Raw genomic sequence first — 12,658 nt, forward strand, 5'->3', positions numbered from 1 at the left:
CTGGGACATACAAAATGATCAGATCGCACCCTTGACAAGATCGTGAATACGGTCCAAAGCGATTCCGTAGCCCCGCCACCCGAGGCCGGCGACGTATACCGAACTGTCGAACCGGAAGATGTCGTGGAAATCGTCACCTTCGAACCGGTAGAGCTGCGCGATGTGCACGACGGCAACCGGCACCCCCGCATCGAAGACCGTGTCCTTCAGCCCCTTGCCCACCGAGCTCAGACCGGCCGGATTGATGACGATCCCGTCCAGCTCGTCCATGCGCTCGTGCAGCCAGTCGATCAACTCGCCCTCGTGATTGGATTGCACGTGCTCGGCGACCACCCCGAGGCGCGCAGCGACCTCGTCGACGTCCTTCGTGATGTCGTCGAGGGTGTGTGATCCGTACTTCTCGGGCCGCCTCTTTCCAAGGCGGTTGAGGTTGGGGCCGTGTAGGACAGCGAAACGCATTGTGAACTCCGTCGTTCGGGTCTGCAGGTAATCGAGACGATAGGACGACCTCCAAGCAGCCAAGAACTGTTGAGTTCCGCCCGGCGGAACGGATCACATCCGTGTGTCGCGGTCAGCTGGCGAAGGGGCCGCCGGCCGCGGAGAGGATCGGCGCGTCCCTGTTCGCGGTACCGGCCGCGTGCACCGGCCCCGGATCCCACTCCGATGCCGACGGGTGGCGGTGCCCTTGCCGATAACCTCACCCGCCCTGGTGAGCCCCGCCGGGCACGGCGTATGGGTCGGTCGACCGCAGTCGCTCAGGCATGATGATCGGCTGTGCTGTCGCGACTGGCCTCTCTGAGTGTGCGCGTTCGCCATGCTGTGCCTGCTGCCGATGAGTGATCGGGACAAGGACGTCGAGATCCTGGCCTTGCGCCATCAGATCACGGTCCTGGAGCGGCAGCTCGGCAAGAAAAGGGTGCTTTTCATGCCATGCGATCGGGCGCTTATGGCGGTGCTGCTGCACCGGCTGCGACGGAATCTGCTGTGCAGGTTGCGGTTGATGGTGCGCCCAGACACAGTGCTGCGCTGGCACCGCGACCTCGTCGCACGCCGCCATGCGACCGTTTCCAAACCCAAGCGCCCGGGCCGACCACGGACCCTCCGCTCCATCCGGGCTTTGGTGTGGTGCCTGGCACCTATCCGGAGCGAGGATGTACGTGCTCGCAGCCATCGAGCACACCACCCGGCGGATCCCGATCCTGCGCGCCACCGCGCACCCAACCGCAGCGTGAGTCGCCCAAGCCGCGAGGAATCACGTCATGGACCACGAGGACGCCGCGCGGGCTCTCCAGCGGATACTTCGTATCCGCAGCCAATTCCTCGGCAGCAGCAAGGGTTATCCGCCGCGATGATCACGAAACTGACCGATCAGTGGAAGGGCGAACCGCGCGTTCGCCGAACGCGATATATCCACTGTGGACTATGTATATCTGTGGGCGGACGGTATCCACGTCAATATCCGCCTGGAAGAACACAAACTCTGCCTGCTGGTGATGATCGGAGTCCGCGCTGACGGCCGCAAGGAACTCGTCGCGCTAGCCGACGGCTATCGCGAGTCCACCAAGTCCTAGTCTGACCTGCTGCGCGAATGCAAGCGCCGCGGGATGAGGGCACCGGTGCTGGCTGTCGGTGACGGCGCGCTGGGGTTCTGGGGCGCGCTACGCGAGGTCTTCCCCGGCACCCGAGATCGGCTTATTGATTCGTAGGGCAAATGTGTGATGTCAGGCGGCGTAGCGGACTTCGGGTTTGCCGAAGTAGGAGCGAACTCGGCCAGGCGACTTGTGGAGCCGGTGGAGGAAGGAGCGGACTGCTTGTTTCATCTCGTCGCGGGTTTTCGGTGCTGTGCCGGTGGTCATGGTTCCTTTTGAGGTCGGCACCCCGGATCTCGTCGGGGTTGAGCTCGGGGCTGTATCCGGGCAGGAAATGCATCTCGATCGCCGTCGACGATCACTTGGACCTGACGGTCCAAGTGATCACGCTGAACCGTTTCCCCGGTCTTGCCCACCACCGGTGTCCGGCCGGCCGGTGCCCAGGTTCGGCCCACTGCGGCATCCGAGCGGATCCCGGTCTGGTCCAGCCACAAGATCACCGATGGCCGGGTAGTCCTCCTCCCCCCATCGGCGCACGGCCTCGGGGTCCCGCTCGTAGGCCCTGCGGATCGGTCTCTGCGGCGACACACCCCAACAGCGCAGAGAGTCGCCGACGGTGCGCAAACTCAACACGACGCCGTGGCGCACCCGGATCAACTCGGCCACCGCCTTGCGGGTCCACACCACCCCAGCCGAACGCAGCGGAGCCGAAATGGGACTGCATCCGCACCCGCATGCGCTGCCGGCACACCCTCACCACCCGCCTGTGGTCACCCGAGGAGGGCGCAATTTCGCGAGAAATTGACCGTCACCCGGGTGAACGTCAATTTCTCGCGAAATTGGCACCACCCTCGCCCCACCGAAGGAGAACCACCGATGTTCTGAATCCAGCTCGGCACGTGCGTCCTGTTCACCCTGCTGATCTTCGCCATATTCTCCACCCAGCTACCCGCAAGAGCCCTCGCGTTCTCGATCCGGCCAGCACGCCGGAGGCGGCGGCGAAGCCGCCTACACGGTCTGGCACCTCATAGCCGGCATCGAAGCCGAAACCCGCAACGCGAAGACACCGGGCGGAACAAGGACACCTCCCCGGACCACCGGGATCTCCCCAGCCGACCCAGGCGAGCTCGGCGACCCAGACGAACCCATCCGGGTGGCACCACCTGTGTGCCTGAACGCTCGTGAGTGATCCTTCCGGTTCTTACCGGAAGGATCACTCACGAGACCTGACCTCCCCAAGCACGGGGCGAAGTTCCTCAAGTAGCACTGCGGGAACAGAGAGTAAACGTGGGGTGACCTTGTACAGCAGCGACACGATCATGCAAGCGATGGTCGCAGACCTACCGTTGGAGCTGAGATCGTTTGATCAACCAGTGGTTACAGCGACGTATTCCACGGCGACGAATTCCCTGCATGCAGCGCTGCGCCTCCGGGCCGGGTGGATTTCCGGCTCGGAGGCAGCGTGACGGAGTTTTCAGGTGTTCAGCGCCACACCAGGTCCCGCGGCTGGGCCGCCTGGCGTGCGGCGCTTCGGGAGAACCGGGCCACTACAGGTTGTGCGAGAGCAGCCGGCTCAGCGCCTCGTCGAAGCTCATCCACCGGTGTTCGTCACCGGGTGCGACCGCGTCGTAGGTGTCGTTCAAGAACTCCGCAAGCTGATCGGCATTCACTTCGAAGGCGGCCTGCCCTGACGGCGAGCTCAACTCGATCACGACCAATGCCGGATCGTCCAGTCGAGGGCGGATTCGCACGTCGCCTTCGCCTGCCTCGGCGACCAGCCCGTCGGCCAGCAGGTCGCGGGCGATCACCCAATCCACCTGACCGGCCTTGCCCACGTTGAGCTTCATGCTGACCTCGTACGGGTTGCGGCTGTCGTACCCCAGTTCCACGCCAACCGGCGCGATCACACCCGCCGGGGCTACCAGGTTGAAGACCATGGTGGCGAGCACCGTGCCGTGATCGTTTGCCATCATGTCCGCACTCCCAAGCGTCGGCTTCACTTCCTAGATACCAGCGTGCCCAACCCGGGTTCATGTCTTCTTCACGATGTCTTCAGGCCCTGATCGCGCCAGCGAGAACATTTGTACGGGCAGAGGTACGGTCGCAGCGCGGCGCGATCACGTCACCCTGACACCGTGGCGAGCGGTGCCCTTGCGTGGGCCCCCGAAGCGGCCACGCCCTGCGGGGCTCGGTCGTCGAGCCGGGCCCCGCAGGACGAAGCAACGGCGTGCCCCATCTCAGGAGAGGATTCGCCGCTGATCCTTCCGTCCGAGCAGAAGAGGCCGAGCGGGAGCTGTTGCGCCCCATGCAAAGCGGGTAAGCGAGATCGTCCGGCACGCAAATGAGCCCTTCGCAGACTTCGCAGAACGTGACGACATCGATTGAATCTCTTTGATTGCCACCGACACACGGGGTTGGGCTACCTCGTCAGGTCATGCGCTTTCTACGCATGTCCGTTTCGGTGATCTTTGTGGTGGTGTTGGTGCCGGGGAGCCGGTGGACTGAGCGGGGCTTCGGCCCAGGGCTTCGGTGTAGTCGGGTGGCGTCCGATTTGTGCTCAAGCGAGGCCGACTTCGACAAGATCAAGACGGTTCGTGCAACCGCCATGCCATGGGAGGGGGCGGCGGCGTTCCGCCACGGTGCGAAACCGCCGCCCACCCCTCCGTCCCAGCCCTTTCTTTACCTATCGAAATTCGATAGATTTACATCGTAGATCGATGGAAGGTGGGCTATGGGAAAGCTGACAGTGTGTGCGCTGCGCGCCGTGCTCGTGGTGGTGCTCGCCGGCACCGTGTTCGTACAGGCATTGATGGTGTGGGCGTTGGTCAGCGGGAGCGACCCGGAGGACGGTTCGCTCCCGCTGACCCCGCTGCGCGTGATCACGATCCTGGGAATGGTGTCGGTCCAGGTCATTGGGGTCTGCGTGTGGCGCCTGGTGACGATGGTGCGACGCGGAACCGTGTTCTCCCACGCCGCTTTCCGGTACGTGGACGTCGTGATCGGCGCGATCGTGGCGGCTGCCCTCGTGTGGTTCGCGGTCACGGCCCTCAATGCGCCGGGCCAGCGGGACGACCCGGGCGTCACCGTCATCATGGGCGGGGTTGGCGTGGCGATCCTGGGGGTCGCGCTCATCGTGCTCGTGCTGCGGATGCTGCTCGCCCAGGCCGTCGCGCGCGATGTCGAGGCGGCGCAGATGCAGGCCGAGCTGGACGAGGTGATCTGATGCCAATCGCCGTCGACATCGACGTGATGCTGGCCAAACGGAAGATGTCCGTGGGCGAGCTCGCGGACCGCGTAGGGATCACGCCCGCCAACCTGGCGGTACTCAAGAACGGCCGAGCCAAGGCCGTGCGCTTCACGACGCTTGCCACGCTCTGCGAGGTGCTCAAGTGCCAGCCGGGCGACCTGCTGCGCTGGGAGGCCGAGGACGCCGCGGGCGGATGACGTGCCCCAAGGCGGGCGTGAAAACGCCTGGCACCACCGGCCCGTGAACGGCACGTGACCGCATGGACGTGGATCGCCGATCATCCGCAGCACCGTCCCGACCCCGTTGGGTAGATTCCGGTTGACCTGCACCGCACCGTCCTGGTCGACGATCGCGACCTGCGAACGTGACTGCCCCACGGCAAACCCCCGTCCTTCCAGCGCAGCAGGGCGGGGGTTCGTCGTTGGGCGGGCAGCCAGCGCTTCGCCGTAGCCGCTTGACGCCCGATTCGTAACAATCTGTCGGTTCGACGGGGTCTGGGAACGTGGCAGGCACGGGGCTTCCAAGATCATGGAGTCGCTTTGCTCAGGAAAGCTCCACTGGGTTCGGCAGGAGCGGTCGTCAGTCTCTTTTGCGGTCCGGCTTGGCACGACCTTGTCGTGGCCGCTTTCGCCGACGCCGGTGACGATCTACGAGACCAGTTTCAAGACGGTCCGGCCCGTGAGCGACTGGTCCCCGCCGTGCTGCGCGGTGCGATCTGGACCAACCGAAGCAGCTCCGGGCTCACTGCACGGATGTCCTGGTGGGTTCGTCGAGAGCGGCGGCCATGGTCTGGCCCAGGGCCTGGCGCAGCCTGCGGGTTCGGAAGTCCGAGGAAACGCAAGTATTCAAAGAAGTTGTTCTCGCATGTTCGTGTCCACATTGGAATTGAACAAAGAGCGGATCCCGGCCTGCCTCGATGAGATGCGTGACGTACGAGCGTCTTAGCCCGTGGAAGTCCAAGCCGGGATCGAACCCCGGTGCGTCTCGGTAAGCGGCGAACCGGGAGTTGATCCGCTGCAACCCGATCCGCTCCTCGCGCTCGGACGACCACGGCGCCGACGAGCCCGGCGCCGAACTCCGGCCCATGCGGATTGCGGCCGATATCGGTGACGTCGAGCATCGCCGCGCGGTGGAGCTGGCCACCCATGTCATGCGTGGTGCGGCGTTCGCGAGCCGGGTGACGCAACTGCGCCTCGCCGGTGCCCGGCTGCCCGCCAGTGCCCGTTCGTACGTCTCCGGACCCATGGAGCCCGGCGCTGGGAGGAATCAGGACTAAAGCTGGAGGATCTTCTCCGTGACCTCTGTCGAAGATCAGCACTCGGTTGGTGCAATCCTTGCGAACGGAGCGTATGAATCGTTCCGCGTGCGGGTTGCAGTTGGGGCTGCGGCGGGAACTTCGTGACCGTGCTGCCTTCGTTAGCGAAGATTGTGGCCCAGGCGGCGGTGGGGTGGGCGGTGACCCTGCGGATATCCCGGGCCGCCGAGTGAGTGACGACGTGCTTGATCGCCGTTCTTATCCAGCGCCTGACTCCGTGCTGAGCCTCAATCGGCGAATGCTCGCGATCCATTGAGCGCGAGGGTTCGGCGGAGTCGGTCGGGGTTCATGAGCCCGGCGGTGGGTCGCCCTTCGCGTTTCGCATCCAGGAGAACGGCTTCCACGTCGTCGAGGGTGGCGTGGAGTTCGCTGAGGATTGCGGGGTCGGTGGAAGCGGCTGCCTGGCGCGGGGTCAGATTGCCGATGACGCCAGGGTTGTCGAGCCAGGCGGCTTCGGCGTCGAGGCTGATGCGTTCGTTGGCCTGGGCCTCTTCGTGGCAGTCGAGGAAGTAGGTCTCCAGGATGACGGTTCGGCCTTCGCGGCCGTCGGGTTCCGGGTTGGGGCCGAGGCGTTCCGTGTGCCGGTTTTGCTCGGTGGCGTCGGGGGCAACGTTGTATAGGAGATCTTCGAGTTCTGCGAGTCGAGTTGGGGAGTTCGCTGTGATGGTGAATTCGTCGCGGTTGCGGTGGATCTCTCCGATGCTGAGTGTCCGCCCATCGGGCAGTTGGCGGTGAGAGGCCAGCAGGTCATCGCCGGTCTGCACGAGCTGTTCCCTAAGACGGTCGAAGGTCTGTTCCGCTTGGTTCGCGGTGTAGGTGACCCGGCAGTCGTGAACAGCGTCGCCGTCCGAGTTGCGCACCTGGGCCGGCGGTTCCGGGGCGAAGAAGTCTGCGATCTGTTCCGGCGACGGCCCTGATGCGAGCAGCTTCTGTATGGCGTGGCGCCGGTGGCGGGGGACCGGGACGGGAATCGCCAGTAGCCGGGGTCCGGTGGTGTCGTGCAGCAATCGGCCGCAGAACAGGCCAAGCCGTCGGGCGGAGGTGGAGAACAGTTTGTCCGAGAGGTGGATCGGCTCTCCGTTGGGATGGGCCCGCAGCGTGACTCCGTGGCCACGCTTGACGTCGACGGTTTCATAAAGAGTGAACGGGACCCGCCGCCAGTCTTCGATGAGGTCGCGTTCCTCGGGGCGCAGCCAGTGACCTCGGGCGGCGAGGAACTTTTCCACCAGGCCGCCCTGGAAGAGCGCAACGTCGAGGCAGAACATCGCGTACCGCTGGGGTTCCGCGGTGCGTTCGGTCAGTGCGCTGATGGCCTCGACGCCGGGGGAGCGTTCGGCGTAGCTACCCAGCAGTGCGTACAGGAGTTGGGCCCGCGCGGCCAGCCCGGGTACGGCGCCACGTCGGCAACATGCCTTGTACTTCCGTCCCGATCCGCACCGGCAGGGGCTGTTGCGCGGCACGTCATCCACCGCGGAGGCTGCGAGGGCCGCGTTCAGTCCCTGTTGCAGCGGGCTGGGCATCTGGGCGCGGCGTAGGTAGCGATCGGCGGCGGTGTAGTCGCCGCGGGCAGCGGCGTATTGCGTGGCGTCGTGCAGGGCCGGTTCCAAGTCGGGGCGGTGCGCCAGGGCGTCATTGATGTGCTCGCGGGCGGAGGTGGAGTCTCCGGCGCCCTCGGCGGCGCGTGCCGAAAGCAGCGCGACCGCGGCCTTGGCGTATTTGCCGCGGGCCTTGGATTGAATTACCTGCAGCAGCGCACCGACGTCACCGCCGCGCGCGGTGTGGCATTCGACCTGGCCGGAAAGGAAATCCAGCGCTTCGTCGGGCGCGGTGGCGAGAATGTCTACGAGGAAGTCGGTCTGATCCTCAGCCAACGGCTCATCACTGGTGAGCCATCCCGCGACGGTGTCACTATCAACCAGCACATCGGTCTCCGCAGCCATTGAGCTACCGTAACCGATGCGGCGGAAGGGCCGTCGGGAAGGATGCGGCAACGCTCGCGATAGGGTAGCCGCTGGCAGGCGAGACGCAGGTATGCAGTGACATCGGCGATCTCTTGGAGAGGCGAGCATGACCGCGTCTGGTGCTCTTGCCCGCGCACTCGAAACGATTCTCGTTGACTGCTAAGGCGAGGACGAAAGCCATCTCCTCCGGGCTTCGCCGACTTCGGGGAACCCGAGCATGACACTACCTGGACTGGCGGGGCGAGTCGTTCGCCCCACCGCCGTCGACCTCGAAGCGATCAACACCGTACTCGCCGTCATCCGCGTTGCGGGCCCCGCTCGCACGGTAGGACGGCACGCCGCCTGCACCGAGCGCCCGCACCGGCTGGAAAGTGAGTTCACCGCGGCTGGTGCCAGGAGCGGCTCGGTAGACGCCCAGGCGTGCTGGTTGACTACCTAACAACCCGACGGCACGAGCCGGATGAACCGAGAGGTTCACGTCCGGATCTGTGGGGCAGGGAGGGGCAGATCCTCCCCGCTACCCGGCCTAGTTCGGGACCGAGACCTGGTTGAACGGGAGCATCGGTTCCAGCCAGGGGAAGACCACGAACAGCAGCAGCGCGATCACTCCCAGGGCCAGTAGTAGCGCGAGCACCAGCTTCGTGCCCAGCGGCCCGGGGAGGTGACGCCAGATCCAGCCGTACATTTATGCCTCCCCGATCGCCTGCAACAACTGGGCATACGTGGCGTCGGCCGTCTTCGGGAACTGGTTGGTCAGCACCGCGTGCACGATCAGCCGTTGCCGGTCGGAGAACTGCGGGTGGCACGTGGTCAGCGTGAGCAGTGCGACCTGCTGTTGGGGCGGCAGGATGTCGGGCGGTTTGTGTGGCACCGGCGCCACGACATCGCCCTCGTTCGGGCTGACGATCTCGCGGCCATAGGTCTCGCCGTATGGGCCGCCGTCGGCCGCGTTCGTCCGCAGCGTGCCCGCATGCGAGCACTGCGGTTGTGCGCCCTGCCCGGTCGACCAGTTCGCGAACTCGTCGGAGTGCGGCAGTACGCGGTAGACGAAGAAGTCGGTCTGCGTCTCCACTACGATCGCGTCGCAGGAGCTCAGCAGGTCCAGGTCGTTGAAGGGCGCACCCTTGCCGACCCGGTGCCCGGCGACCGCGAAGTTGCCTGGTTCGCCGGGCAGCGCGGTGCCCTTGTAGTGTCCCGGCCCGACCTCCAGTGCCGCCGCTTCGGTGCCTTCCTGGATGGTGAAGTGGTAGTCGGCGCCGAAGCCCGGGATGTACAGCTTGGCGAACGCTTTGCCGTCGATCAGTTCGGGATGCGGCTGCCGGTCCTGTGCCCAGTCCCCGTTGAGCGTTGTCGTCGCGCTGGCCTGTTTCTTCGCCGAGAAGAGGTCGGTCACGTACAGCTCGTAGACGACGAATAGCAGGACGACCAGCCCGGCGGTGATCAGCAGCTCGCCGAAGGTTCGCACGATCTTCGCGCCGAGTCCCCCCGATGACTTCGGTGCTTCCAGAATCGCCACGCGTGCTCCTTTCTGGAACTCGCTTACGTTACTGTCCACTGTGGTTGATCTGTTTCAGTGGAACAGTGTGGCGCCAAGTGGGTGTTGTTGGTCGAATCCGGGGAGTGTCAGGAAGGTCGCGCTGGCGGTGGTGGTGGTGAATTCCAGCAGTGCGTCGGAATGATCCATCCGGGTCAGGGTGTTGGTGAATGTTCGTATGTCGTTCTGGAAGCTGATGAAAAGCAGGCCGGGGGTGGGTTCGTCGGTGCTGTAGGAGCGACGGAGCATGAGGCCGACGCCAACGACGTTGGAGTGTGCTCTGCGGACGTGGGCGTCTGCCGGGATGAGGTAGCGTCCGTCCGGGGTTTTGGCGCCGAGGGCCGGGTCCGAGGTGATGGTGCCACCGGAGAGAGGCACGCCGGTGGCTCGGTACCGACCGAAGACTGCCTCCTGGTCGGCAACGGACAGTGTGGCGAACCGCGGCAGATCGAGTTCCATGCGTCGCAGTACGGTAATGGTGCCGTCGGCGACCGGAGCCGGCCCGGGCAGCCACAGGTCTCGTTGTTCTTGGACGGTGGTGTGCGGGCCCACGATGCCGTCGATGAAACCGAAGAGGTTTCGTGGGGCGGTAAGGCCCTGAGCTACGGGAATGTTCGAACCGCGGCGCCCGGACTGCCGCCAGCGTTCGTGTATCCGGTCACCGGCCTGGTCGACAAGCGCGGCAGCGGCGACCGGCACTACCAAGGCGTCGCTGGCGCAGATCTGTATCAGCAGGTCACCGCCGCGTGCTTGCGGGGCGATCCGTTCCCGGGAGAACTGTGGGAGATCCACGGCGCCGGGCAGGGAAGGATCGACCATGCGCACCAGTCGGGGGCCCACTCCGATCGTCACGGTGAGATCGCCCGGCGGTAGGCCCAGCAGTCGTGCGTCGGTTCCCGCGGTGAGCGTGAGGATGGCCTGGCCGAGGTCGGCCAGTAATGGGCCGGGTGCCACGGCGTCGCCGAGGTCGGCCACCAAGGCCAGCAGGTTGGGCTGGGCTGGCTGCGGGAGCGTGATACCCGCCTGATGCCGACCCGTCGGTGACACCGGCGTGGTGGACGCGGGGGCATCACGTTGGCCAGGCTGAGGGGGGCCCGATTCGCACCCGGCGGTGAGGCCGGTGGCCATTACGGTACCGGTGACACCGAGGAACGCGCGGCGTGACGGGCGATGATCGGCTCGGTTCACGGTAGGGAGAGTGCCATATCCGCCCTCCCACAGGCGAATCCGGCGTCCATGCCACACTGCGATCATGTCTCGTTTCGGTCTTCGCGTGACAGTCGCGGTGCTGGGCACGCTGATACTCGTCTTGGCCGGCTGCGGTGCCGGCGATGACGGATCGGGCCAGGGCCGGCGACCGGCCGGTGCGCACGTGACGATCCGAGTGCCGGCTGACGCCCCGACGATCTCGGCCGCGGTGTCGCTCGCTCAGCCCGGTGATCTCGTGTTAGTCGCGCCGGGCGTATATCCGGAGTCGGTGAAGATCGCCACGGCGCGGATTACCCTTCGGGGCGAGTCCCGGGACAAGGTCATTATCGACGGGCGGTTGCAGCAGCCCAACGGCATCGTCGTCGCCGCGCCCGGGGTGGCCGTGGAGAACCTGACCGTGGAGAACAACACGCAAAACGGGGTACTGGTCACCGGTTCGGCGAAAGCGGTCGCCGGATTGCCGGGGACAAGCGGCGGCTATGACACCGGCGACGAGCCCGTCACTTTCCTGAAATCGTTCTTGGTTTCCCATGTGACCGCGACCCGCAACGGGCTGTACGGCATCTACGCGTTCTCCGCGCAGGACGGTGTCATCGAGCACTCGTACACGTCAGGTTCGGCTGACTCGGGGATCTATGTCGGGCAGTGCAAGCCGTGCAATATCGTGGTGCGGGACAACATTGCCGAACTCAACGCGGTCGGTTACGAAGGCACCAACGCCAGTGGTGACATGTACGTGGTTGGTAACCGTTTTGTCGGTAACCGGGTCGGACTCACCATCAACTCCGACCATCAGGAGAAGCTGCTCCCGCAGCGGGGTTCCGTCGTCGCCGGCAACCTGGTCGCGGGCAACCAGCAGACACCGACCCCCGAGCAGGCCGACGGCGGGTGGGGCATCGGCATCGGCATCGATGGCGGCAGCGACAACCAGTTCATCCGCAACCGCATCGCCGGCAATATCAACGCTGGGATGGTGATCACCGCAACCGCCGACCTACCACCGGAGGGAAACCAGATCGTGGACAACACTTTCGCCGCCAACGGTATTGACGTCGGCTGGACGTTTCCCACCGCCACACAGGGACGCGGTAACTGCCTGCACGACAATGATCTGCGCGCGACGGTGCCCGCTCAGCTCGTGACGACCGCGTCCTGCCCGGTTCCCGCCCAGTCGCCCACACCGTCGGGCACGTGGGCGATGCCGACGGCACCCGGCGGTATCCCGTTCACCGAGGTGGCTGTGCCTGGCGCACAGCCACAGTTCCCGAATGCCACCACGACCGGCGCCACGGCTGTTCCGGCCGTTCCGGTACTACCGGACACCGCAAGCATCCCGCTGCCCTCAGCGTCACTGCTCGCCGGCAATGCGCTGGTACGGACATCCTGAACGGCGGCTACGGTCTCGGGCCGACTCCGGGTACCGGCTGAACCGGAACATATTCCCCGGTGTCGAAATCGATGACCACTGGCCGCGCTTGGGAAGCCACCTCGACCTGAACCCGGTACATCGTGCCGTCCGAGCCGATCCAGTAGCGCACGGTGCCCCCCGTACCGGGCTTGGCACCGGCATCCGGCCCGGTCATGACGTCCACCTGGTGCCCGTCCCACTGGTCCTGTCCCCTCCAGGTGGCGCCGTTCTGCGGCAGTAGTGCGGCGTTGTCAGGCCGGTCGCTGCCGAGACCGAGCGCGATGGCCAACGAGGCGTCCAGCGCACTGCCGGTCGTGTGCAGCGGACGGCTGAACCAACCCGGCCCGGGCGGCGATGCCGGACCACATCGGACGGTTGGGTGTGCGCGGTGCAGG

The 12,658-nt window shown here is 65.6% G+C and carries 16 protein-coding genes and 2 pseudogenes; 6 read left to right on the forward strand and 12 right to left on the reverse strand.

The window, feature by feature from the left end; genetic code table 11:
• Positions 1–18 precede the first annotated feature (18 nt).
• Entirely contained in the window at positions 19–459 is a 441-nt protein-coding gene (locus tag FDZ84_RS24780) for a type II 3-dehydroquinate dehydratase (protein WP_168587848.1), read from the reverse strand.
• Positions 460–697: 238 nt separating this feature from the next.
• Positions 698–1,057, reverse strand: coding sequence for a hypothetical protein (locus tag FDZ84_RS24785; RefSeq protein WP_168584123.1), 360 nt, complete (start codon positions 1,055–1,057; stop codon positions 698–700).
• Between the two features lie 256 nt (positions 1,058–1,313).
• On the opposite strand from FDZ84_RS24785, the pseudogene FDZ84_RS24790 reads away from it, so the two are divergent.
• Positions 1,314–1,691 (forward strand): annotated as a pseudogene (locus FDZ84_RS24790) (transposase); the annotation flags it as partial.
• A gap of 30 nt (positions 1,692–1,721) precedes the next feature.
• On the opposite strand, the gene FDZ84_RS40100 reads toward FDZ84_RS24790, so the two are convergent.
• From FDZ84_RS40100 to FDZ84_RS24800, 4 genes and pseudogenes are all read right to left on the reverse strand, one after another.
• Positions 1,722–1,856, reverse strand: coding sequence for a hypothetical protein (locus tag FDZ84_RS40100; protein WP_256413560.1), 135 nt, complete (start codon positions 1,854–1,856; stop codon positions 1,722–1,724).
• 28 nt (positions 1,857–1,884) lie between these two features.
• A pseudogene (locus FDZ84_RS40955) lies at positions 1,885–1,929 on the reverse strand (hypothetical protein); the annotation flags it as partial.
• Positions 1,930–1,973: 44 nt separating this feature from the next.
• On the reverse strand, positions 1,974–2,276 hold the full coding sequence (locus tag FDZ84_RS40960; RefSeq protein ID WP_371812672.1) for a winged helix-turn-helix domain-containing protein: 303 nt from the start codon (positions 2,274–2,276) through the stop codon (positions 1,974–1,976).
• Between the two features lie 860 nt (positions 2,277–3,136).
• Positions 3,137–3,562: an SsgA family sporulation/cell division regulator gene (locus FDZ84_RS24800; RefSeq protein WP_210435094.1), complete on the reverse strand. Its 426-nt coding sequence runs from the start codon at positions 3,560–3,562 to the stop codon at positions 3,137–3,139.
• Between the two features lie 758 nt (positions 3,563–4,320).
• Between FDZ84_RS24800 and FDZ84_RS24805 the strand changes: the two genes are divergently transcribed.
• A complete protein-coding gene (locus tag FDZ84_RS24805; protein WP_168587850.1) occupies positions 4,321–4,812 on the forward strand; it encodes a DUF2975 domain-containing protein in 492 nt (163 codons plus the stop codon).
• Positions 4,812–5,033 (forward strand): helix-turn-helix transcriptional regulator, encoded by a 222-nt coding sequence (locus FDZ84_RS24810; RefSeq protein ID WP_168587851.1) that lies wholly within the window; start codon positions 4,812–4,814, stop codon positions 5,031–5,033. Before FDZ84_RS24805 ends, FDZ84_RS24810 begins: the two co-directional genes overlap by 1 nt.
• A gap of 544 nt (positions 5,034–5,577) precedes the next feature.
• On the opposite strand, the gene FDZ84_RS24815 is transcribed toward FDZ84_RS24810, so the two are convergent.
• Positions 5,578–5,922 carry a tyrosine-type recombinase/integrase gene (locus FDZ84_RS24815; protein ID WP_168587852.1) on the reverse strand — a complete coding sequence of 115 codons (345 nt, stop codon included), beginning with the start codon at positions 5,920–5,922 and terminating at the stop codon, positions 5,578–5,580.
• On the opposite strand from FDZ84_RS24815, the gene FDZ84_RS24820 reads away from it, so the two are divergent.
• Positions 5,843–6,112: a hypothetical protein gene (locus FDZ84_RS24820; RefSeq protein WP_168584124.1), complete on the forward strand. Its 270-nt coding sequence runs from the start codon at positions 5,843–5,845 to the stop codon at positions 6,110–6,112. The genes FDZ84_RS24815 and FDZ84_RS24820 overlap by 80 nt on opposite strands.
• A gap of 266 nt (positions 6,113–6,378) precedes the next feature.
• Here FDZ84_RS24820 and FDZ84_RS24825 read toward each other — a convergent pair whose 3' ends face one another.
• Positions 6,379–8,091 carry a YecA family protein gene (locus FDZ84_RS24825; RefSeq protein WP_168587853.1) on the reverse strand — a complete coding sequence of 571 codons (1,713 nt, stop codon included), beginning with the start codon at positions 8,089–8,091 and terminating at the stop codon, positions 6,379–6,381.
• Positions 8,092–8,329: 238 nt separating this feature from the next.
• On the opposite strand from FDZ84_RS24825, the gene FDZ84_RS24830 reads away from it, so the two are divergent.
• The gene (locus FDZ84_RS24830) at positions 8,330–8,551 is read left to right on the forward strand and encodes a hypothetical protein (RefSeq protein WP_168587854.1); all 222 of its coding nucleotides are present in this window, start codon (positions 8,330–8,332) and stop codon (positions 8,549–8,551) included.
• An 87-nt stretch (positions 8,552–8,638) separates the two neighbouring features.
• On the opposite strand, the gene FDZ84_RS24835 is transcribed toward FDZ84_RS24830, so the two are convergent.
• From FDZ84_RS24835 to FDZ84_RS24845, 3 genes are read right to left on the reverse strand one after another with little or no spacing between them, the layout of a single operon-like run.
• Positions 8,639–8,797 (reverse strand): hypothetical protein, encoded by a 159-nt coding sequence (locus FDZ84_RS24835; RefSeq protein WP_168587855.1) that lies wholly within the window; start codon positions 8,795–8,797, stop codon positions 8,639–8,641.
• Entirely contained in the window at positions 8,798–9,628 is an 831-nt protein-coding gene (locus FDZ84_RS24840; protein WP_168587856.1) for a class E sortase, read from the reverse strand.
• Between the two features lie 54 nt (positions 9,629–9,682).
• Entirely contained in the window at positions 9,683–10,693 is a 1,011-nt protein-coding gene (locus FDZ84_RS24845; RefSeq protein WP_246868399.1) for a Dyp-type peroxidase, read from the reverse strand.
• Positions 10,694–11,090: 397 nt separating this feature from the next.
• Between FDZ84_RS24845 and FDZ84_RS24850 the strand changes: the two genes are divergently transcribed.
• Positions 11,091–12,242: a right-handed parallel beta-helix repeat-containing protein gene (locus FDZ84_RS24850; protein WP_256413774.1), complete on the forward strand. Its 1,152-nt coding sequence runs from the start codon at positions 11,091–11,093 to the stop codon at positions 12,240–12,242.
• A 7-nt stretch (positions 12,243–12,249) separates the two neighbouring features.
• Here the strand turns inward: FDZ84_RS24850 and FDZ84_RS24855 are convergent, their stop codons facing one another.
• A complete protein-coding gene (locus FDZ84_RS24855) occupies positions 12,250–12,552 on the reverse strand; it encodes a hypothetical protein (protein ID WP_246868401.1) in 303 nt (100 codons plus the stop codon).
• Positions 12,553–12,658 lie beyond the last annotated feature (106 nt).

Origin of the sequence: Saccharopolyspora sp. ASAGF58, assembly GCF_012277335.1 — a bacterium.
GTDB lineage: Bacteria > Actinomycetota > Actinomycetes > Mycobacteriales > Pseudonocardiaceae > Saccharopolyspora > Saccharopolyspora hattusasensis.

Bases quoted from the DNA above. Each gene is read 5' to 3' on its own strand.
- FDZ84_RS24825 (WP_168587853.1), bottom strand. From the start codon at position 8,091: ATGGCTGCGGAGACCGATGTGCTGGTTGATAGTGACACCGTCGCGGGA.
- FDZ84_RS24815 (WP_168587852.1), bottom strand. From the start codon at position 5,922: ATGGGCCGGAGTTCGGCGCCGGGCTCGTCGGCGCCGTGGTCGTCCGAG.
- FDZ84_RS24785 (WP_168584123.1), bottom strand. From the start codon at position 1,057: ATGGCGGCGTGCGACGAGGTCGCGGTGCCAGCGCAGCACTGTGTCTGG.
- FDZ84_RS40100 (WP_256413560.1), bottom strand. From the start codon at position 1,856: ATGACCACCGGCACAGCACCGAAAACCCGCGACGAGATGAAACAAGCA.
- FDZ84_RS24780 (WP_168587848.1), bottom strand. From the start codon at position 459: ATGCGTTTCGCTGTCCTACACGGCCCCAACCTCAACCGCCTTGGAAAG.
- FDZ84_RS24835 (WP_168587855.1), bottom strand. From the start codon at position 8,797: ATGTACGGCTGGATCTGGCGTCACCTCCCCGGGCCGCTGGGCACGAAG.
- FDZ84_RS24810 (WP_168587851.1), top strand. From the start codon at position 4,812: ATGCCAATCGCCGTCGACATCGACGTGATGCTGGCCAAACGGAAGATG.
- FDZ84_RS24830 (WP_168587854.1), top strand. From the start codon at position 8,330: ATGACACTACCTGGACTGGCGGGGCGAGTCGTTCGCCCCACCGCCGTC.
- FDZ84_RS24800 (WP_210435094.1), bottom strand. From the start codon at position 3,562: ATGATGGCAAACGATCACGGCACGGTGCTCGCCACCATGGTCTTCAAC.
- FDZ84_RS24805 (WP_168587850.1), top strand. From the start codon at position 4,321: ATGGGAAAGCTGACAGTGTGTGCGCTGCGCGCCGTGCTCGTGGTGGTG.